At 69.1% G+C, this 21,091-nt stretch carries 8 protein-coding genes and 1 pseudogene; 4 read left to right on the top strand and 5 right to left on the bottom strand.

Features of this window, described 5'->3' with window-relative positions:
* Positions 1-235: 235 nt before the first annotated feature.
* Together C569_RS35145 and C569_RS31360 are read right to left on the bottom strand one after the other, a co-directional pair.
* Positions 236-589, bottom strand: a complete 354-nt coding sequence (locus C569_RS35145; RefSeq protein ID WP_369754146.1) for a phosphotransferase — start codon at positions 587-589, stop codon at positions 236-238.
* A gap of 357 nt (positions 590-946) precedes the next feature.
* Positions 947-2,284, bottom strand: coding sequence for an IS110 family transposase (locus C569_RS31360; protein WP_018789084.1), 1,338 nt, complete (start codon positions 2,282-2,284; stop codon positions 947-949).
* A 364-nt stretch (positions 2,285-2,648) separates the two neighbouring features.
* On the opposite strand from C569_RS31360, the gene C569_RS0128280 reads away from it, so the two are divergent.
* Positions 2,649-3,883 (top strand): IS3 family transposase gene (locus C569_RS0128280; protein WP_231394929.1). Its coding sequence is split into 2 segments (ribosomal slippage): positions 2,649-2,928 and positions 2,928-3,883, totalling 1,236 coding nucleotides; the frame shifts between segments, so codons are not numbered across the junction.
* On the opposite strand, the gene C569_RS34645 is transcribed toward C569_RS0128280, so the two are convergent.
* Complete coding sequence (locus C569_RS34645) at positions 3,858-6,905, bottom strand: hypothetical protein (RefSeq protein WP_018789081.1); 3,048 nt, start codon at positions 6,903-6,905, stop codon at positions 3,858-3,860. The genes C569_RS0128280 and C569_RS34645 overlap by 26 nt on opposite strands.
* A gap of 1,172 nt (positions 6,906-8,077) precedes the next feature.
* Between C569_RS34645 and C569_RS0128265 the strand changes: the two genes are divergently transcribed.
* Positions 8,078-14,002, top strand: coding sequence for a DEAD/DEAH box helicase (locus tag C569_RS0128265; protein WP_081636070.1), 5,925 nt, complete (start codon positions 8,078-8,080; stop codon positions 14,000-14,002).
* 62 nt (positions 14,003-14,064) lie between these two features.
* On the opposite strand, the gene C569_RS34640 is transcribed toward C569_RS0128265, so the two are convergent.
* Positions 14,065-14,625 (bottom strand): hypothetical protein, encoded by a 561-nt coding sequence (locus C569_RS34640; RefSeq protein WP_231394928.1) that lies wholly within the window; start codon positions 14,623-14,625, stop codon positions 14,065-14,067.
* A gap of 90 nt (positions 14,626-14,715) precedes the next feature.
* On the opposite strand from C569_RS34640, the gene C569_RS0128260 reads away from it, so the two are divergent.
* Entirely contained in the window at positions 14,716-16,398 is a 1,683-nt protein-coding gene (locus tag C569_RS0128260; protein WP_231394927.1) for a hypothetical protein, read from the top strand.
* Between the two features lie 157 nt (positions 16,399-16,555).
* A complete protein-coding gene (locus tag C569_RS0128255) occupies positions 16,556-20,827 on the top strand; it encodes a hypothetical protein (RefSeq protein WP_018789078.1) in 4,272 nt (1,423 codons plus the stop codon).
* Between the two features lie 66 nt (positions 20,828-20,893).
* Here the strand turns inward: C569_RS0128255 and C569_RS33915 are convergent.
* Positions 20,894-21,091: pseudogene (locus C569_RS33915) on the bottom strand (hypothetical protein); the annotation flags it as partial.

Below are 21,091 nucleotides of genomic sequence, written 5' to 3'. Positions count from 1 at the left end.
TGGTGATGGCGATCGACAACCGCCGGGCGGGCGCTAGTGCGGATGTTCTTGTGGAACTGCTGCCGTCGTCCAGTTCCCGGTAGCGGAGGGGAGTCGGATCGATCGGGTTCGCGGCGAGTCTATGCCCATTGCCCCGACGTAGCTGGTTTCCCGTGACGCGCGGAGGGGCTGGGCGCGTCATTCACGGTGACTCGGTATCCGGAGTGCGTAGGCGGTCTCCGCAGAGCCGACAGGCCTAGGAATCGGCCCCGCGCCGGGGCCCTGCCTGTCGCGCCAAGCTCGTCAGATTGTCGAAGTGGGCACAATGCTCCAGTACCGCGTCATCCACTGTGCTGAGCTGGCCGTACGTATGGAGAAAGATCGCGCGTAGGTCTGGGCGGTGGGGCCAGACCCGAGTGGCGAGTCGTACGAGGCCGCGGGCGGGTAGGTCGTAGCGGGTGTGCTCGAAGTCGATCAGCCTGACCGTTCCGTCGCTGTAGATCAAGTTGCGGGGCATGAAGTCGAGGTGGCAAGGAAGGGCAGGCAGGGGCGCCAGGTCTCGGAGGGCTTGCATGTGCGCGCGTACATCGGCCCGGCGGGCGGCGGTAATGCGGTCCCCGGCCTGGTGTATCCAGCTGTTCTGAAGCGTTTGTCAAGGGCTTGTTGGGCGTGTTTCTCCGACCTGGCTCGGCGGTCAGGTTGTTGATCTTTATGGCCGGGGGTGATACTCGGTGAGCGGCGGCGTTTCCGGTGCGGTGCTTACTCATGTAGTCGCGTTCGTGACGCTGGCTGTTGTGCGCACTCGCGTGAGCGGAAGAGGCCGGACGTCTTGCTGGCTACGCAGTCCAGGCTCGGCTGCTGATACTTGACGACGTCGTTCCGGCCCCTGCCACCTTCGGCCTTGCGGTGGTGCCGCAAGGGGACTGCATCCGGTCGGCCCCGGGGCTATGGTGGCTGCTGAGACCGGTTACGTCGCACCGGTCGCCGGGTCGGCGGCCATGACGGACCGGTCTCGCCGCTGGCGGTGTGAGGTGCTGATCGCCCACTTGGCCGGATCGTAGGGCTGCTGCGATCGGATCACCGCGAAAGCGAGCCGGTGGGCGCGGTGCGCGACGGCGATGGCGGCCACCATCGGCTTCTTGCCCGCCTCGAGCTGTCGGCGCTTGTAGGCGGCGAAATCGGGGTGGTGCAAGGCGATCCCGGTGCCCAGGGCGATCATTGCCTGCCGTAACTCGACCGAGCCGACCTTGCTGATCTTCACCTTGGCGGCGCGTCGCCCGGCCGACTCGTAGCTGGCGGGGGCCAGACCGGAGTACCGGTAGGCCGCGCCGGCGTTGGCGAACCGGGCGGGATCGCCCAGGGCCGCGCCGTAGTAGGAGGCGGTGAGTGTCCCGACGCCGGGTATCGAGGTCAGCACCCCGGCGGGTGTGTCGGGCAGCAGCTGCGCCAGGCGCTGGTCGCAGGTGGCCAGGTCGCGTTGCAGGGCATCGAATACCTTGACCTCCGCGGTGAGCAGCTGCGCCGCGGCGGCGCGTTGCGCGTCGGGCACACACATCGCCTCGCCCGCCGCGGCGATGACCTGGGCCGCTTTCGGCCGGGTCATCCGCACCTGATGGGATCGAGCGTGGTGCACCAGGTCCTCGGCGCTCATCGCGGCCACCCGCGCCGGGTCGGGCAGAGTGGCCAGCAGCATCCGCAACGTCTTGGCCTCCAGGCCGGTGGTGAAACACCCCGTCAGGCCGGGGAACGCCAGATCGGCCAGGGCGTGAACCTGGCTGCCCAACGCCTGCGCCGCAGCCAACTTACGGCGGCGATGGGCAACCCACACAAGCTGCTCAGCCATCGCCCCGTCTTGGCGGTGCAACGGCCAGCCCTGTCCCCGCACCAGCAGCTCGACCATAGCCGTGCAGTCCCGCACGTCGGTCTTGACCCGCGCCGCGCCGAGCTGCGCCCGGGCCATCTTCACCTGGTACGGGTTCAACTCAACCACGTCGAACCCGCTGCTGCGTAACGTTGCGGCGAGGGCCTGGTGGTAGTGCCCGGCGGCCTCGACACCCACCCGCACGCTTTCGGCGCCCACCCGCTGCCGGGTAGCGGTGATGGTAGCTACGAGCTGCCCGGCGCCGGAGACGGTGAGGTCGAACTCGAACGGCGCATCGATGATTTGCCCGTAATGGTCAGCGACGAGAGCCATCGCAGTGCGCTTACCGACGTCCACCGGAACCACCAGACACCGCTGCGGCGCCAGATCACGAATTCGATCCACATAGCCAGCCTGAGCGGCGCCACCGGCGAAGCTCGCCATATCAACCTCCTTCAGGGGAAAGATCAGCCCACTCTCCCAAAGGAGCGGTCCCAGACCTGGGACCTACTATGAGTACTCGGCGCGTTCTGCGAGCCAGGCCGTCCAGTCGGGTTCGAGGCGGGGCGGTCCAGCGGCGTGCAGCGTCCTGAGTAGTTGTCCTGCCTGCTGGTAGGCGCTTTGCTCGGCCTCGGGGTCGAGTTGCCGCCCGTTGAGCGGAACGCCGGATACTGCGGTGATGACGATGGCTGGTGGGTCGTCGGTTGTCGCGAGCAGTCGGGGCGCCCTGTCTCCGAGAGCCGGAACCCAGGTCCGGTGTCCCGCACCGGGTTAGATGGAGACATCGAAACCTGGAGGAACACCAGCGATGCCTGCACCGAAGAAGTACCCCGATGAGCTGCGTGAGCGTGCGACCCGGTTGGTCTTTGAGGCCCGTCGGGATCCGGCCGGTGCGGTCGGCGTGATCCGGCGGATCGCCGACCAGCTTGGAGTCCATCCGGAGGCGTTGCGGACGTGGGTGAAGCAGGCCGAGGTCGACGCCGGTGTGCGGCCGGGCACGACCAGCAGCGATGCCGAACGCATCGCGGCCCTCGAACGGGAGAATCGTGAGTTGCGGCGGGCGAACCAGATCCTGAAGTCCGCGGCGTCTTTCTTCGCGGCCGAGCTGGACCGGCCGTCGCGATGAGGGTCGCGTTCGTCGACTCGCAGCAGGAACAGCACGGTGTCCAGTCGGTCTTGCGGGCGTTGCAAGACACGCCCGCGGCGATCGCACCGTCGACCTACTACGCCACCAAGACCCGTCCGGTCAGCGCCCGTTGCCGGCGCGACGAGGAACTGACCGCGCTGATCAAGCGGATCCACGCCGAGAACTACGGCGTGTACGGGGCCCGCAAGATCTGGCACGAGCTGCACCGCCAGGGCGTCGAGGTGGCCCGGTGCACGGTCGAGCGGCTGATGCGTGCCGCCGGGCTGCGCGGGTTGCTGCGTGACACGTCGCCGCGCACGACCCGGCCCGCAGCTGAGACCGGCCGGCCTCGTGACCTGGTCGAACGTGACTTCACCGCCGTGCGGCCGAACCAGCTGTGGGTCGCCGACCTGACCTACGTACGCACCGCCGTCGGCTGGGCGTACGCCGCGTTCGTCCTCGACGTGTACTCCCGCATGATCGTCGGCTGGCAGGTATCCACGTCGCTCTACACCGACCTCGCGTTGGACGCGTTGAAAATGGCGATCTGGCGGCGCGAGCATCAGGGCGCTGACCTGGGCGGACTTGTGCATCACTCGGACCGAGGAGTCCAGTATCGAGCGATCCGCTACAGCCAGCGCCTCGCCGAAGCCGGCGCCGTGGCCTCCGTCGGCTCCAAGGGCGACTCGTACGACAACGCCATGGCCGAAGCGTTCAACTCCCTCTACAAGGCCGAACTCGTCCGCAACCAAGGCCCGTGGCGCGGACTCGACGACCTGGAGATGGCCACCGTCGAGTACATCGACTGGTACAACAACCGACGCCTCCACGGCGAACTCGGACACGTCCCGCCAGCGGAGCACGAAGCACTACACGCGATGACCCAACCGGTCACCACACCCCTGAAAACCAGCTAACCAACTCTCCATCAAACCCGGGGCTTGACACCTGGTCGCTCAGCTCGGTAAGCCACTGCCGGACGGCGTCCTCCCGCGTCTCCTCTTCCGTGTCGGACAGTTGCGCCTCGGCCAACGTGGCTAAGCCCTCGGCTACCTCGCCGGATGCTCCGGTCGGCTCGTCGATGAACGCGTTGAACTGCTCGCGCAGGAACTTGTAGAGCGGATCGTTGTCCCAGCCGGGGTCCGGCCTGTGACCCTTCGTGGCGGTGTAGCCGGCCCAGTCCTTGGCAAGGCTGTTGAACAGGGTCCAGGCCGTGAAGTAGTCGGGGTCGAGCCAGTTCAACACCGGCTTGCCAGCCCGAACTCGGTCTCGCTGCAGCAACTGGTAGATGATGTCGGCTGCGGAACGGGCCTGGTTCAGCGCCGTAGTAAACCGGCGGATCTGCCGGGACCTGACCGGTGCGCGGCCGGTCGCGCGCAGCTTCTCCGCTACCCGCGCCCCGATCTCGTCGATCCAGGCTTCCTGGCTGGGGCCAAGCAGTACCTGGGCGCTGGCGAACATCTCATCGAGGTTTGCCTGCACCTGGTCGGCCTCGTCGACCAGGAATAGGTCGCTGCGTCGCCACGCCGCCTCCAGGTACCGCATCTGCTCGTGGCTCAACGGTCCGGGCACAGGGGTGTGCACAAGGCTCCATGGCGTTGCGATCCACACGTTCGCCGTGACCAGCCGGCGCGCGGCCTCATGCCGCTGGCACCGATGCCACAGGGGACAGGTGCGCCGGGTCCCGTCCCGCCAGCCATCCACCGGCGCATCCGGATCGGTCTCGATCAGGTGCTGGCAGGGCGCCTCGCGTACCTCAAGTGGGGTGCCCTTGTCTCGGACCGCATCAAGCGGGCAGGCCGTGCTGACCAGGTCGAACCCGTACGGCTCGGAGGGCACAAGCCGGCCAGGCGCCGGCGGCTGGAGGCGATGCAATCGCTCCGCGTGCCGGGTGCGGTTCTGCCCCATGACCGGTGCCGCAACCACGCCGTCGTAGCGGGATAGCTCGTGCGCCATGCGTAGTGCTGCCGAGTTGTCGCCGACCACGATCGTTATCCGGAGGTCATGCTGTGCCGCCCAGGTCGTCAGGATCGTCACGAGGGTGCTCTTGCCGACGCTGACCATTCCGACCATGTGCAGGATCCGATCGATGCAAAGGGTCGCGGCGTCGCCGAAGGTATGGTCGGCCAGCCTGATCTGCAGCGTGACGTCCTGCAGGCGCTCCTCCCATCGGTGAGAGGAACGCCCGGCCTCCAGATCGGCGGCGTCCATACCTCGGGCGGTCTCCACCAACTCCTGCCACGTGATCTCGATCGGTGCCCGGGTCTGGACGGCCAGGTCATGCAGAGCCGGAGCCGGCGCGGGCGGAAGGTTATCCGGTACCGTGACGCCCTGACCACGCGCCGTCGAGCTCATGCGGTATCGCCCAGGCGCGGCGAACCACACGCCCGTGGCGGCGAAGGGCAGCGGCTCGGTGAGCATCTGCTCGTACCAGGCCCACCGGTTGGTCGCCACGCTGCACTGCCGGCGTACCGGTCGGCCGAGCGGGTCCAGGTGGTAACCCCGTACTGCCTCAGGAGCGGACAGGTAAGCCCGCAGCAACTCGTCCCACCCGTAGGGGCGTTGGCTGCGCCACAGCAGGGCTCGCGCGTTGGCGAGTCGGACCATCGCGTCGGCTGGTGGGCTCGGCACCGCGTCCCATAGCGCCCGGTAGCCGTCGAGTAACGCGGGTACTCCGTGGGCGGTCTGGCCGGCGGCGACTGTTTCCAGCAGATACAGGCATAGTTCGGTGTCCATCAGCCGGGACGGCGAAGGCTGGTCCCCGGTCGGGGTGTAGTGGCTGCGGAGTGCGCGGGTGAAGCGGTTGCGGATGGTGTTGGTCTGCCTCATGCCCCGGCCTCCACCCGGCGCTTCACGGCGCCGATGAACTCCGCCTCGGAGACCGCCACGATTTGCCGGCCCGGCCGTACCTGGGGGGCACGCCTGCCGTAGCCGTGCCACGTACCGTGGATGTGCCTTGACCTGCTCCTGGCCGATGACGACGTAGGCCCTCTCCGCCTCCGGCGACACGGTGAACAGCCGCTCCCGCAGCCGTCGGGCCAGCCGTACCGGGTTGCGCCAGGCCTTGATGTCGGCGACCCACGGTCGTTCCGCGAAGACCGCGATGTCGCACGCGTCGAAGTCCGGCCACAACGCCACCGATACGCCGAGCTTCCCGATCGCGTCGGCGATGCGCAGCTCTGCACGACCCGGCGCGGTGATGAAGGTGCGTAGCTCACGCCGCAACCACCACACGCCCTCGCTGGCGGGGTGGTCCGTCCCGGCCGTTCCGGGTGCCGGGCAGGTCTCGTCCTCGCAGACCCAGGTCCGGTCGTCATCCAGTGGCAAGCGAAGACCGCTGCACCCGCCACAGGTCCGGATCACGCCATCCGCCATCGCCTCCGTTGGTGCCTCCACGTACGCCTGCCGCACCTCATCCGCCAGCAGCGCCAAGTCAGGATCGGCCAGCCGTGCGTCGAGCTCCATCGCCGCGATCGCCGGCTGTCGGATCAGGAGCTCGCGGAACGCGATGTAGGACTGCGGTGCGTTGTGGGCCCGGGACTTGTCCATCACCGCCCGCAACAGCGCGTTCTCGCGGATCTCGCCTTCGACATCCCCACGGAGGCTGCCAAGTTCCTCGCAGGCCGCCGTCGGGCGGCCATAGATGAGCAGCGCCTCATCAGGGTCGACGTCGGTGCCGGTGAGGTCGATCTTCCAGTCGCCGAACGGCTCCTGTGCAAGCTGAAGCAGCTCCACCACGCTGGCCGGCGCGGGCGCGCCCTGATGCCAGGCGAGCAGAGTCAGCCGGTCCAGCGCGAGCTGCAGGTTTGCCGGGTACGGCAGCCGGAACGCGTCACCCGATGCGGTCTGCTGGGCGTACTTTAGGATCCCGCTGGCGAGCTGCGCAACAGCAACCTGCGGAGTGGGCAGCCATGGCGGGTCTGAAGGTGGTTCGATCATATGTGCACTCCGCGTGAGAGAGACGTAGGCAAGGCGGGGTGGGTTCCATTGGACCGCATCTGTATGACAACCGCGCAGCCCTACAACATGCGAAGCGCCTTCGTATTAGGCGCCGCATGTGGCCCCGCGTGCTCGCGCGTGCGATTGGAGTCCTCGTCCCATCCGAAAGGTCAACTCCGTCTTGAGCTTGCAACTGGCATTTGTGCTGCCTGCTCAGAGGTAGCTTGAACCGCGATTGAAGTACTGACTTCGAGCCGGCCCTCTGCGCCCCAAAGCAATGCAAATTGCTGTCGGTAACCAGACCGAAGTCTCCGCTTGGTCATCCGCGGCTGTCGGGATGGCCGATTTGTCGAGCCGGGTTCGCGGTGTCCGGTCGGGAGCCAGGTCCCCCGATGGCTGGGCCCGGTCGTTCACGTCACGGATCGTTCCGAAGTGCGTCTGCAGGTAGATGGATGCCACGAGGTGATCCTTGTAGGACGTCGACGTGTCTCGAGCCGGCCGCTTGCGGGTCCTCGGCGGGTGCGTACGTCCCGTTTGTCTTCTTCCCGACACAACTTCGGTCCTGCGACCCCTCCCTGCGAGCCCTGCAGCCTCGTTACAGTACGCACTCATCGCGATCGGCGGCACATCAGTCGCTGCGGATGTCAGGGGGTGGTCTATCCGGTTTTCGGTACGACTACTGGGTATTTGTCTGTCCGGTGTGGTCTAGCGGCGGCTGGCGCTGACGCCGTCGATGAGGGTGATGTCGAAGCGCGTTGAGTGTGGCCTTCCATCGGTTGGTCCAACGGGCGTACCCGAGTCCGGTCGGGTCCATACGGCCACCGCCAAATCTGAAATACGTCCACAACGCAAGGGCGGTTACACGGCGGCCGCCTCGCGCTCACCCCACCTCACCAGCAACATCTCCAACGTCGGCTGCTCGTACTAAGTGCCCTGCAGGAGTTGATTGGCCACGATGGCAGTCGCATGCAGGGTTGATAAGACGATTTGGAACGTGCGATAGACGAGCAGGTGTCAGCGCCGCACGCCGGGGCTGTGTGGCGAACGGGCGGAAGGACGGCACAACGGACGGAGCAGTTAGCCGAGAGCAGCAACTCGCGCGGCTCATCTCGGACATCGGACCCTGTAACAGTGGCCAGGTACTCGAGGCCGCGCGGCAGCGCTGGCCGGCGATGACGCAGGCGCGACTTCAGAGGATCGCCGCTTCGGCACTGGGCGCTGGGCTCATCCACGACGACAACGGCATCCTCAGGGCAGCCGACGCGCCCGCAACGCCAATCCCTTCCGGGCATCGATCGGCAGTAACTGCGCAGGTTCCCCGGGCTGTCGTCGTCGACGTCGAAGCTGTAGTGCGTCCCACTGCGGATCACCCCGACGGGGACCGGCGCATCTACCAGATCGGTGCGGTGCGGTTGTCGTCGGAACGGCGCTGGGTCGAGGAGGCGCCACGCTTCACCGCCTGGGTGCGGCTGCCGGACGTTGACTGGGAAGAGCAGCTGCGGTCCGCGTCCGTCCGTGACCAGTACGCCGCACACGCGATCCCTGTCGAGCAGGCGCTGCACGATCTGCGGGACTACTTGGCGGACGCGGACGTCCTCATGGCCTACAACGGCACCGGCGCCGACTTTCCGATGCTCGACGATGCGGCCACCCGCGCCGAGCAGCCACCGTTCGGCGCGCTGCGCCGAGCCGACGCGTTGTACCTCGCCCACGCGGTCTGGCCGACCGCCCGTTCCCATCGCCTGGCGGAGCTCGCCGACGAGGTAGGTGTCGGTCGGTCCGGGCTGAGCTGGCACGACGCCGCAGACGATGCCGACCTGACAGCCCAGCTGCTGCGGCACGCCGCGGACACCGTCTCAGGCTGGGACGGGCCGTTGCGGGATCTGCTGCTCGCCGCCGGTGCCGGGTCACCTGCTTGGGACCTGCTCACGTCGCTGCTATCCGCACCATCTGGTCGGCCGGCCGCGGACGACGGCTCGGTCGCTCAGGTGCTCGCGGACGTGCTCGGCAGCGGCGACCTGCGGGAACCAACCCGGCGTGGCCGAGCCGTCCCGGAGAACCTGACGGTGCCGGAGCGACTGTTCGACCGCACCGGTCACGTGGACCCGCACGCACTCGCCTTGGTGGCCGCGCACGATTCGGTCGAACGCCGGCCCGCGCAGCAGCATATGGCCGAACTCCTGGCGCGCCAGGTCGACGCTGGCCGGGATGCGCTGTGTGAAGCGCCGACGGGAACCGGTAAGAGCCTCGCGGTTCTCGCCACCGCCCTCGACTGGCTCGCCAGCAACTCCCGCCGACGGGTGGTCCTGGCGACGTTCACCAAGCAGCTGCAGACCCAGCTGGCCGCCGACATTACCCGGCTCGCCATGGTCGTGCCCGGCCTCGACGACGTCGCCGACCTGGTGAAAGGTAAACGCAACCGGCTGTCACTGCGGGCACTCGTCGCCGCGCTCACCGACGCGGTCGCCGCGGCCGCCGGAGCAAGCCACCGGGATCGCCGGAACCGGTTCGCAGCCCACCCGGGCTACCGGGAGCTGCTGGTCTACCTGGTCCAGCGGCTGGCCACCGCGACATCGGCGCAGCAGGCGTGGGTGGCACGAAGTGTCGACACCGCCGACATTCCGATCTTCCTCGCCGAGTACATCTCGACGACAGCCGGCCCGCTGATGGGGTTGTGGCTGGCCAGCGTGAGCCAGGAGTCCGACGACTACGGGCCCGGCTCCGCGTCGCCGCTTGCCCACATGACCGACACCGTCGGCGAAGCGCTGGCCAACCATCGCCTCGTCGTCGCCAACCATGCGCTGCTGCTGAGCAACCCGGACGCGTTCGCCGACGACACCCTGCTCGTCGTCGACGAGGCGCACTCCCTCGAACACGCCGCGACAGGAGCCGCGAGCGCCGAGGTGGACTATCGGGCGGTGGAGAACCTCGTCGCCGAGCTGCGTCGCTGGTTTGCCAGCCAGCGCGGGGCACCGGCAGCGCTGGGGGAGCAGATCGCCGACCTGGAGGCGATGCTCGACACCGAGGTGATGCCACGGGCCGCGCAGGCGGTGTTCGACGCCACCGGCGGAGAACCGGGCAACCGCGCGGCGACTTTGGCGAGCCCGTTCGGTGGGCTCGGCGGCAGCGCCTCGGCGCGGCAGCTGCTCGCCCGGGTGGAACGCCTCGCCGTCGTCGCCGGGCTCGTCTACCGGCAACTGTCCGGTCACCTCGGATCGGAGCAGATGCACGCGGCGTCGTGGTGGGAACGGGAACGGGCGGCGTCACTGGCCAGCAGGGTGTGCAGTCTGGCCGAGGCAGCCGACCAGATCACCACCGATGCCCATGCCATCCTCGACCCTCCCCGCCCCGACGCAGGGAACGCTGCCGGGCAGCCGGGCACGCCAGCCGACCAACCTGCCGGCAGCGGTGGGGACGACACTCCGGGCGTCGACGACGATGAGTCGGGGGAGACCGAAGCGCCGGTGGACCCGCTCGAGGAGCGCCTCGGCGAGGTCGGCGCTGACGACGCTAGGCCGGACCTCATGCCGGACGACTCCGGATCGGCGCCGGTGGTGTCGAACCGGGTCGTGTTCGCCACCGAACTGGAGCTGGAAGGCCTGAGTGTCTCCGCCCGCCGGTACGCGTTCACCGTGACGTCCGCGCCGATCGAACTGGCCCACGACCCGCAGTGGAGGCTCGCCCGGTCGAGGTTCGACCGGATCTTCTACGTGTCGGCGACGCTGCAGGTATCCGGCCGATGGGACTACATCCGCAGTCGGCTCGGACTGGGATCCGACGTCGACGCCCACTACCTGCCCGGCCCGTTCGACCTCGCCTCCCAGGCGAGACTGGTGTGTCTGACCGACTTCCCCAGCTGGGCGGAGCAGGCCGACGGTGCGGTCCGCACCGTCGCCCACCACCTCACCGGCTACGCCCGAGAGGTAATCCGCCCGGAAACCGCCGGTTATGACGGCAGCGCGGCCACCGGTGTGTTCACCGGTGGTGCGCTGGTGCTGACCACGTCGACAGGGGCGGCGTCGGCGATCTCCGAACGGCTGCTCGCCGAACTGCCCGCGGTCGCGCCGGACGTCCCGGTTGCGGTCGCCCCGATCCTCGGCAACGCGCGGGCGGCGCGGGCGTTCACCGAAACCGGAGGGTTCTGCGTCGCGACCCGCGGGATGTGGCAGGGGGTCGACTTTCCCGCCGAGCGGCTGTCGCTGGTGTGGATCAACAAGCTGCCATTCGCGCCGTTCGCCGACCCGGTCGTCGCCGCCCGCCGCGCCGCGGTCGCCCGCCGGGCCGCTGACACCGGCCATCCGGATCCGGACCGGGTCGCGACCGAGTCGTACTACCTGCCCTTAGCGGCGATGGATCTGCGGCAGGCCGTCGGCCGGCTGATCCGGTCAGCCCACCACCGCGGTGTCGTGATCATCAGCGACCGCAAACTCGCCGGCCAGACCGCGCTACGGCGAAGCTACCGGCGGGTGTTCCTCGAGTCGCTTGACCCCGGGCTGCTGGTCGCCGATCCCGACACGGGGGAGGCCGCCGGTGGGAACCTGACGACGATGGCTGACGGCTGGGAGCGGATCTGGCGATTCCTCGCCGACTGCGGAAAGATCGCTGCCGCGCGGGCCGACGAGCTGTGCACCGCTGACGCGCTCGCTGAACACACCCTGCTGCCGGCCACCCGCAAGATTCTCGCCGCCCGCATCGACGACGACACCGAAACCACTGCCCGTGCCGAAGGTAAACTCGGTGACCTGCTCGTCGAACGCTGCTCCCAGATCGCCGGGTACCTGCGGTTCTCCGACGTCCCACTGCAGCTGCGCGACCAGCAGGAGCAGGTGATCCGCGCGGTCGCCGACAAGGCTGACGTGCTCGCGCTGCTGCCGACCGGTTTCGGCAAGTCCTACACGTTCCAGCTGCCCGCGCTTGCGTTGACCGGCGTCACCGTCGTCGTGTCACCGCTCGTGGCGTTGATGGCCGACCAGGCCCTTGAACTCAACGCCAGCGTGGGCGGCGCCGTCCGTGCCCTCGTCGGGCCGATGGCCGAGTCCAACAGCCGCCGCGGCAAGACCGAGGTCGCTGAACAGCTCACCGGTGTCCACGACCACGGCATCAAGTTGGTCTACATTTCCCCGGAACGACTGGGCAACCGGCGGTTCCAGCAGCTGCTGCGCACCGGGGCGACCAACGGGCAGCTGCGGCGGGTCGCCGTCGACGAGGCTCACACGTTCGTGCAATGGGGTGACGACTTCCGCCCCAGCTTCCGCCGCGCCGCCGGTCTGCTGACTGAGCTGCGCGACCGGCACGGCGTCCGGGTCACCGCGGTCACCGCCACCGCCAACCGTGGGGTGCGCGCCGGGCTGCGCAGCGGCCTGTTCGGTCTGCCCGAGACCCCGTCCGCCGGTGAACCTCTTGTCACCGTCACCGCAGACCCGCTACGGCCGGAACTTGCGATCTACCGGCGGACGTTCCGGGCCGCCGGTCCGAACGTCGTCGCTGGGCTCGCCGAAGCGGTCACCTCCGCCTGCGACGACCATGCGATCTTCTACTGCCTGACCGTCCGGGAGGTCGACACGCTGTACGCGCACCTGCGCGAGTTCGTGGGAGAGGGCGAAACCCGGCGGGTGCGCCGCTTCCACGGCCGGCTGTCGGAGGCGGAGAAAGCGGCGGTCCTCACCGAGTTCCGCGACGCGCCCAAGAACGGGGAGGAGGGGTACGTTCCGCTGCTGATAGTGGCGACCAGCGCATTCGGTCTCGGGGTCAACCGTGGCGACATCCGCTGCGTGTTCGTGGTCTCCCCACCCACCGACCTCGCCGGGCTGTACCAGCAACTCGGCCGCGCCGGCCGTGACCAGGCTGGCTGTGACCCCGCGGAGATCACCGCACCGTCGTACGGGCTCGCCCTAGGCACCGGCCGTGGTTTCCGGACCGTCGCCTGGATGATCTCGCAAGGTCTGGCGAACCCGACCTTGCAGCGCATCGGGAACGCAGTCGTGGCCGCCGCCCGGGGCAGCGGAGTGCTCAACCCCGACCACGTCGCCGACATCGTCATCGGCGAGGAGGTCGACGCCGGGTGGATGTCGCTCGACGACGCCCGCAAACCGGCGACGATGACGATGTACCGCACCGCGGTGATCCGGGCGCTCGCCGCCCTCGACGCGGCCGGAACGGTCGACGACTGCGGCGACTTCCCGGCGACGGTCACGCTGACCCCGCTCGACGATCCGATCCGCTGCGACGACACCCTCGCCGACGCGGCTGCGGTCGTGCAGCAGCTCGCCGCGACCCGGCCGGGACGTCACCAGCTCACCGACGTCCACCAACAGCTCACCGCAACCGTGACCGGCTACGACGGCCTCGCCGACGACGTCGCCGGCACTTGGGCGCTGCTGGCGACCCTGCACGACCTCGGCGTCGTCGACGTCTCCCAGGCCGGCAACACCCAGACCCTGGTCTCGGTGCGGATGCTCGACCGGACCGGCCGGCTGCCCGCTGACTTCGCCACCCGGATGAACGCCCACCGGGCCCGGTTGAACACCGAGCTCACCGCGCTGCGGGGCTGGTACGCCGAGCAGGCCCAGTGCGCCAACGTCGGCTTCGCCGAGTACTTCGGTCAGCCTGGGCAGTCGGTACCCGACGGCACCTGCAGCACCGCCGCGTGCCGTTGCTCCACCTGCTGGTCGTCGAGCGCCGACACCACACCGACACCGGTGCTGCTGAACGCGTTGAACACCCCGCGGCCGCGGCCGGCCGCCGACCGTGACGGCGCGCCATACCAGGCGGCGGTCGACCGCTACCTGCGGGCGCTGCTGTGGGACAACTTCCACGGCCTGACCGCCGGGATGCTGCACCGGGTCCTGCGCGGCGACGAAGCCTACCGCGACAGCCGCTCCGGTCGGCTGCGACCGCTGTGGCCGCAGCTGCTTTACCACCGGCTGCGCGGCGTCGACCCCGGCATGAAGCTCACCCACGTCACCGACGCGCTCGCCCGGCTTGAAGCCGCCGGCGAGGCGGCCCTGACAGACGGCGTCCGGGTCTGGCGGCTTCGCCGGCACGTCGACCGTGACAACGCCCGCGCCGCGGCGCGGCAGGCAGGAGCCGCCCGATGACGATGACCGCGACACCGACATGGCGACCGTTCCACGACGAACCGCTGTTCACCGACGACCTGCTACGCGACGTCGACGACATCCCCGACGCGGTACGCGCGGCCATCATCGCCTACCTCGAGCAGGTCGCCCACGTTCGCCGGGCGCCGCTGCACACCACCACCGCGTTCAACGCGCTTCACTTCGGCTTCGACCTGCAGGCCCGCGGTTACCAGGCCGCCGTCCTCGACCCCGAACTGTTTGTGCGGCTGACCACCGATGCCGCGACGCTGCCGGCGCTGCCCGTCGGCACGTTCGTGCGCATCGAACGGGGTCAGCAGTCGCTGTGGGCAGAGGTCGTCGCCCGCTTCGGCGCCGCCGACGGCGTCCACCCGGATGGGTGGGTCCCTGCACGCCTGTCTGGAGCACCGGCGGTCCTCGACGACACCGGCTGCCGGTCGGAACGCGTGATCGTCGACCCGGAAGCGTTCGGCGCTCCACTCACACCCCGGGAACGCGCCGAACTTCACCGGCTGCGCCAGCGTGGTGTGCTCCTCGACGAGCGTGGACACCTGACAGGACAGGTCTGCTACCCCGGTCCTCGGCTGGCTGGCCTCGACGACATCGCCCTGTACGCCCACCATCTGCTCACCGCCGGCAGACCACTACTGATAGGTGGACCGCTCGGCGGTCTGCTGATCGACCCGCACGACGACGACACCCTCGCCGTAGCGTTGCAGACGGCGCTGCACACGATCGACAAACTGCTGGACGTCGCACCGCACCTGCGTCGATGGGGCGGCTACGCCGCCCCGGTCGACCGGTACCGCCACCGGCGGGAAGACCCCGGCCTGCTGGGCGGGGAAGACCTCGACGACCTAGTCCACACCATCGCACGGTCGGGGACCGGACCACGGTTCACCGGTGTATGGCCGTGGCTGGCTGGCAGAGTCGACGAGGTCTTCGCCACCGACCCGGAAGACGTCGACGTCGACCCCTTCGAGCTCACCGCGGCCGCCGAAGCGGTCGTGCACGCCAACCTCGCGGTCGCCGACCACGCCACGGCAGCCGTCGACGGTTTGCAGCCGAACGGAGTCCACCTGCGCGTCGACGACCTGTGGCAGGTGGGCGGCGTGTGGCTGGCGCAACCGTCCCCGGTCCCAGCGGACCTGAGCGACGTCGACCCGCTACGACCCCTCGGGCTCGGCTACCACCAGTCACAGCCGCCGTCCCAGAGCACCAATGACGGTACCGGCGCAACCGATCCGGCCGAAATCCAGCAGCCGACTGACGCCACCGAAGCGATCACCGGCACCTGCACGGATCAGCGGGAAACCGGTCCGGACCCTGACACGATCGACCCGGAACCGGACGACACCGAGACAGAAGGACCCGCCGGAGACGAGGTCGTTGTCGAACACCTCGACGACAACATCGCCGTGTACACCGTGGCGCTGCGACCAATCCACCTCGACAACGACACCCTGCCGGTACCTGACCGGATCGCCGCCATGCTCGCCGACGGCGCCCTCGTCATCGAACTGCACCACGACGGCGACGACCTCTCCGACGACGAGAGGATCCATACGGTCGAACACGGCGACGGGGCGCTGACCGGTGTCGCCTGGCCGCTGTCGTTCTACCCGGGGATCAAGGTCATGGTCTCGCTCGCCCGCAGCGCCCGCAGACTGGCCGCTACGACGACGTTGCTCGAACGGCCGCTGCCCTACGGTGACGAGTTCCGCTGGGACGCCGACCATCGACTGCTTGCCACCGCCCTCGGAATCGACCTCGACCCCGACCCGGCACCCGAGGAGACTGACGGCACCAAGCCGGACGCAGACGACGAACCGGCACCGCCGACGGTGCCGGCGAAATACCAGGGGATCGACCCGCTGCGGCGGCTGATCCTCGCCGCGTTTCGCCGTCACGGCACTGAGGGCACGTTCGGCTCCCGCAGGCTGACCGGCAAACAATTGCTCGGCGTCATGTTCGGCGCAGACTTCGACAACCCGCCGCTGATGTGGCAGGTGATCTACACCTGTGAACGTCTTGTGGACGCCGGCAAGCTCACCCGTGAACCGAACCCGGGACGTCCCGACAAGCCGGGAAGCGGTGGACCGGACACGTTCGTGTGGTGGCCCAGCCAGTCGGCCCGCCAGCACGCCGACTACGCCGCGGCGCAACAGCGGCACGCGGCGCTGCGGGAGCGCACCCGCGAGCATTGGGTGCCGCCCAACTGCCGGGCGCTTCCGAGCGGGTACCGCGCCAGCGACCAGGCGAAGGAGAACTATGCCCGGCACGTCCGGAGAGTATGGGGCCAGCACGCCGACACGAGACTGCCCGACGGGTTCACCTTCGTCAAAGGACACCGCAGGGGAAGTGATCCGGGTCCATTGTGGCTACCGCTGACATGACACCGACGACCTCCCCTCGCCGACGTCGTCGATGTCATGCCCGCTTGTTCTACTGACGTCTCGCCCGTCCACCGGCCGCCAGCACACAGCCCTCCGCGGATAGGAGTCACACCCCCAGATGAGTGGTCGCCTGCGTCACCGTCACCGTCACACACCGGTGCTGATCTGCACCTCGGAAGGGTTTGCCGAGCTGGCCGCCGAGGCCACCGACGACGAAGAGCGGCAGGGATACACCGCGAAGGCCGAACTCGCCGCCCAGCTCGAGCTTCTCAACGACGCGCTGGAGGCGGCATTCAAGGTCTTGACCCCGGAGGAGTTCGCCGACCTCGTCTGGCGCATCCCCAACCCGGAGCGCACCGACTTCCTGAGCCACCTGCGTGTGCCATCGGCGAGGAAACCCGTCCCGATCGCGGCCGCCAACGGGTTGGCCAAGCTACGTACCTGGACCACCGCAGACCGCAGACGGGCGGCACGCACCATCACCCGGCCGGTCCTGCGGCGGCTGATGGAACCACTCGACGCATGGCTGACCGACCGGGATGACGACGCGTTGCGCAAGGCGCTGGTCGACGACGCCAGCCAGGCCAACGCCGTCCGGCTGATGGTTCTCGTGTTCTGGTACGACCTGCCACAGGTCGTCGCCGCACTGCGGCTTGCGCTCACCAGCGGACTGGCCCTGCCGACCTGGCCTGCGGAGGTGGTCAACGACATCGCCGCCGCCTGCGCCCGCTTGGAAGTGCTGGGAGCCGACGCGATCAGCGACCCCGGTTCGGACACAGAAACAGAAGACGGGGCAGACATGCCAGACAGGGGCGAAACCACCGTAGGGTTAGCCGCCAGCCACCACGGTCCCACTGAAACCGGCGCTCACCGGCCAGACGTCACCACCGCGGTGACGGACGCCGACGTCGAAGGGGGCCCGGCGGCGGACACGACCGTCGCGGAACTCGCCGTCCGGTTGCGTACTACCGTCGACACCGCCCACGATGCCACCCAGCAGATATTCGACGCTCTCGCCGCGTCAAAGCTGCCCGATCAGCACCTGCTCGACCGGGTCGCCGAGCTGGGCACGGTCGTCACGCATGCCCGGGCCGTCCTCGCCGGCCTCGGCGTGGACCCCGACTTCGGTGACGACTGCGCCGAACTCGCCGCCGCGCTCGACCGTGCCTCAGCCGTACAGGACAAAGACCGCACAGCACGCGAACAGTTGACCCGGCTGACGCACCTGTCCGGACCCGACACGAGCGCCGACATGCTGGCCGGCGTCCGACAGCTCGCCCAGCAACTCCTCGACACCGACTGCTGGGATGACGACCAGCGCAACCACGTCACCGCGCTCATCACCCTGCTGCAGATCATCGACGCCGCCGAAGCCGACGACATCGCGCAGGCGACACACCTGTACTCCACCGCGCAGCAGCACCTGCCCACGGAGCTCGGCTCGGTGCTGGTCGTCGCACTCATGGGAAAGCTGACCGCCAGGACCGACGACACCACCGGCGCACACAACGCCGCCGCCCACCAAGACGATTCCGCCGAGAGCGTGGACGCGCCGGCGTCAGAGGCCCGGACTACCTTCGCCGTAGCGGTAGCGACCGCCCCGCCGAACGGTGCGCCCGCCGTCTCCGACGGCATCGCTGTCAACGAATCGCCGGCCGCCCCGGACGGCACCGCCGGCAGCGTCGCGCCGGTCACGGCCAACGGCTGCGGTCATGACGACCCCGTGAGCACACGAGACAACGGCACTGGTGCGGCCACAAGGGCGGAGGCGATCGAGCCCCGCGCCGCCGCCGACGCGGCGGCGCAGGACGGGCCCGGTGACCAGCCCAGCGACGGAGCCGACCTGATCAGTCTGCAGCCAAAGGCGCCGTCTGAGCAGCATCGGCCAGCTGGCGCACCGCGGAAACCCGACGACGCCGCGGACGACAGCCTCATGGCGTCGCTGCTACGCAGACGGCGCTACTGTCTGGCGTTCCACGCCGCGACCGCCCGGGGGAACGTCATCCGCGCCCAGGCGCTGCGCATGCTCACGCTGTCCGAAGCGGTCCGCAGCGAAAGCGGCGCCACTTCGGCCATGCTGCGCGCCGACCTCGACACGCTCCACGTACACCACTTCGACGGCGACCGCGCCTCCCAGCTGGCGCTGCTCGCCGCCGCCGTCCGCGGGGCGCTGGTGACCGCCGACCCGAACGCCGGCACGATCCTGGAGGGCCTGGTCGGCTCTTTGCACGAACTGCCACACCTGGCCCGGGTCGCCGGCGCGATCGGCACCGCCTCCGCCCGCGGCCTGCTGTCCAGCAGCGCGATCCTCGCCGCGCTCGCCCCGATCGCAGGAGCCGACCAGAGCATCGCCACCGCCGTCGAGGCCGCCGCACAGGCACGCGACCGGCTGCGGACCGTGCGGTTCGCCCGCGCGCAGCAGATCGCCGACCGCTGGTGGTCTGCCGACGGGCTCATCGGCCAGGTGCTCGACATCGCCGCCCACGACCGTCGCGTCGACATCGACGTCGCCGTCGAACGGCTGCGCAAGTTCGCCCGCCGGGAGGCAATCGTCGAGGAACTGATGCGTGAAGACGCCCAGATCCGGGCAAAGAACTCCCGGCCGCTGGAAGGTGCGGCCCGTCGGCGCCTCACCGACCACGCGCGTGAATGCCTCGACGCCGTCGGCGCCTGGGTCGACGCGGTCCGGGCGAACCCGGACGCGGCCCGAGACAGCCTTCAGGTGCCCCCGCAACTGGCGGAGCTGCGCAACGAGGTCCGCGCCGGATGGGTCGACGCCGACATCGAACTGCGCGACACGGCGGGCAGCGACGACGTTCTCCTCGCCGCCGCAGCGGCTGCTTGCCGGGAAAGCGTTGCCCGCAGTGTCGAGCTGCTCGACGGAACCAGTCTCAGCGGGACCGAACCGGACCCGAACATCGTCCTCAACCGGGAGCTGCTGCGCAGCCCGGCCCTGCCGGTCGACGCGAAACTGAACCCCGCCAGGCCGGTGACGATCGCCGACATCGAGTCAGCGGTGGCGACGTCGTGGGCGGCCGCGTTCGACGCCCGGCTTGCCATCGAGGACTACGGGGCGGCGCGGATCATCATCGACGCGGTCGCAGACGCAGACCCACTGCGGGTCGAGGAGATGGTGGACCGCCTCGAGGGCAGCATCGCCCGGTCGCAGAACGAGGTGCGGGCGTTGCGGGCGGATGTCGCCACGCAGGTGGAGAAAGCCGCCCGGCTGGGACAGCTCAGCCACGCTGACAACTCCCGGGTCATCGCCGAGCTGGAGGCAGCCAACCCCAAGCGCACCGACCTGGGAGCGGTCCGACGCCAGCTCGAAGACATCGCAGGCCGTCTGCCCGAGTACGCCAGCAAGGCTCAGGAGGCGATGCGAAGCCGTGTCACGATCGAGCTCAATGAGGCCGCCAGCCGGGCGGCCAACAACACCGGTCCGAAGGTCTCCGACAACGCCGCGGAGCTCATCAACGCCCGCATCGACACCGGAGACCTCGCCACCGCCGAGGAGTACCTGCTCAACATCCTCGCTGGAGAGGATCCACCCAGCACCATCCGCTCGACCGACCTGGAGAAGTTCCTCGCTGTCCTCGGCGCCGCCACCGACGGTGTCCCCCCGGCGCTGATCCGGGCTGCCCGGGACGGGGACACCCACAACGGCCTCGACTTCAGCCGGCTCAACGATTTTGAACGGACCAACGCCGTCGAGGGCCTCGAGCAGTGGCACCGGATGACCACGGAACGGCAGTCGTTGCGCCACCAGCGGACGAAGTCGGTGCTCGGGTATGCGCTTCGGCTGGCTGGTGTCGAGTTCACCAACGAAAGGACCCCGTACAAGCTCGGTAACGCCCCGACCCGGAAATGGGTCGAGCTCACCGGCGTCAAGCTGACCGGTGGGGCACGGGTTCCGGCGTTCGGGTCTCGCGCCGGTGACCTGCTGAAGGTGATGCTGTGCTGGGGCGTGCAGGACGCCGCCACGCTGCTGACCTGGGTGGAGCAGGATCAGAGCAGCGACCCGATCCTCGTCTTGCTGTTCGGCAGCATGTCCGCCGACCACCGCAAAGTCCTGGCCAAGGAGTGCGCGGCCCGCGCCGACCGGCCGGTCATGGTCGTCGACGACGCCGCGATCGCGTTCCTCGCCGCCCGCGGAGGCGGGCTGTTCGCCACGACCGAACGGATCCTGCTGCCGTACGCGGCGACCAACCCGTACCACCCGAGCGGACACGACGCGCTGCCCAGGGAGATGTTCTTCGGCCGCGTTGACGAACGCAAGAGCATCCTCGACCCGTACGGCGCGAACCTGCTCTACGGCGGCCGGCAGCTGGGCAAGTCGGCGCTGCTGCAGGCCGCGGCCCGCCAGTTCGAGCTCTACCAGGACCGGGTCGCGGTGTATCTGCCGCTGACCCGAAAATCCAACGGTGAGTAGGCAGGCCGAAGGCACCCGGCGTAGCGCAGCGGAGCCGGGTGTGGATGGTGGTCTGGGGTTATGGGTTCAGGCCGCCTCTGGTTCGACGATGATGGCTTTGCCGCCGTGAATGACGATCTTCTGGCCGGTGACGGCTTGGAGAGCTGCGGCGAGGTTACGGGCTCGGCGTTCGGCGTTGATCCGGGTTTCGTAGTAGTCGGAGCCGAGGTCCTGGAAGCGACTCTCGGGGTCGGACAATAGGTGCCAGACGACGGTCAGGATGCT

The organism is Micromonospora sp. CNB394, from assembly GCF_000374985.1.
GTDB lineage: Bacteria > Actinomycetota > Actinomycetes > Mycobacteriales > Micromonosporaceae > Micromonospora > Micromonospora marina.
Note: the sequence above shows the minus strand (reverse complement) of the source record. Positions and strands in the feature narration are given on the sequence as shown.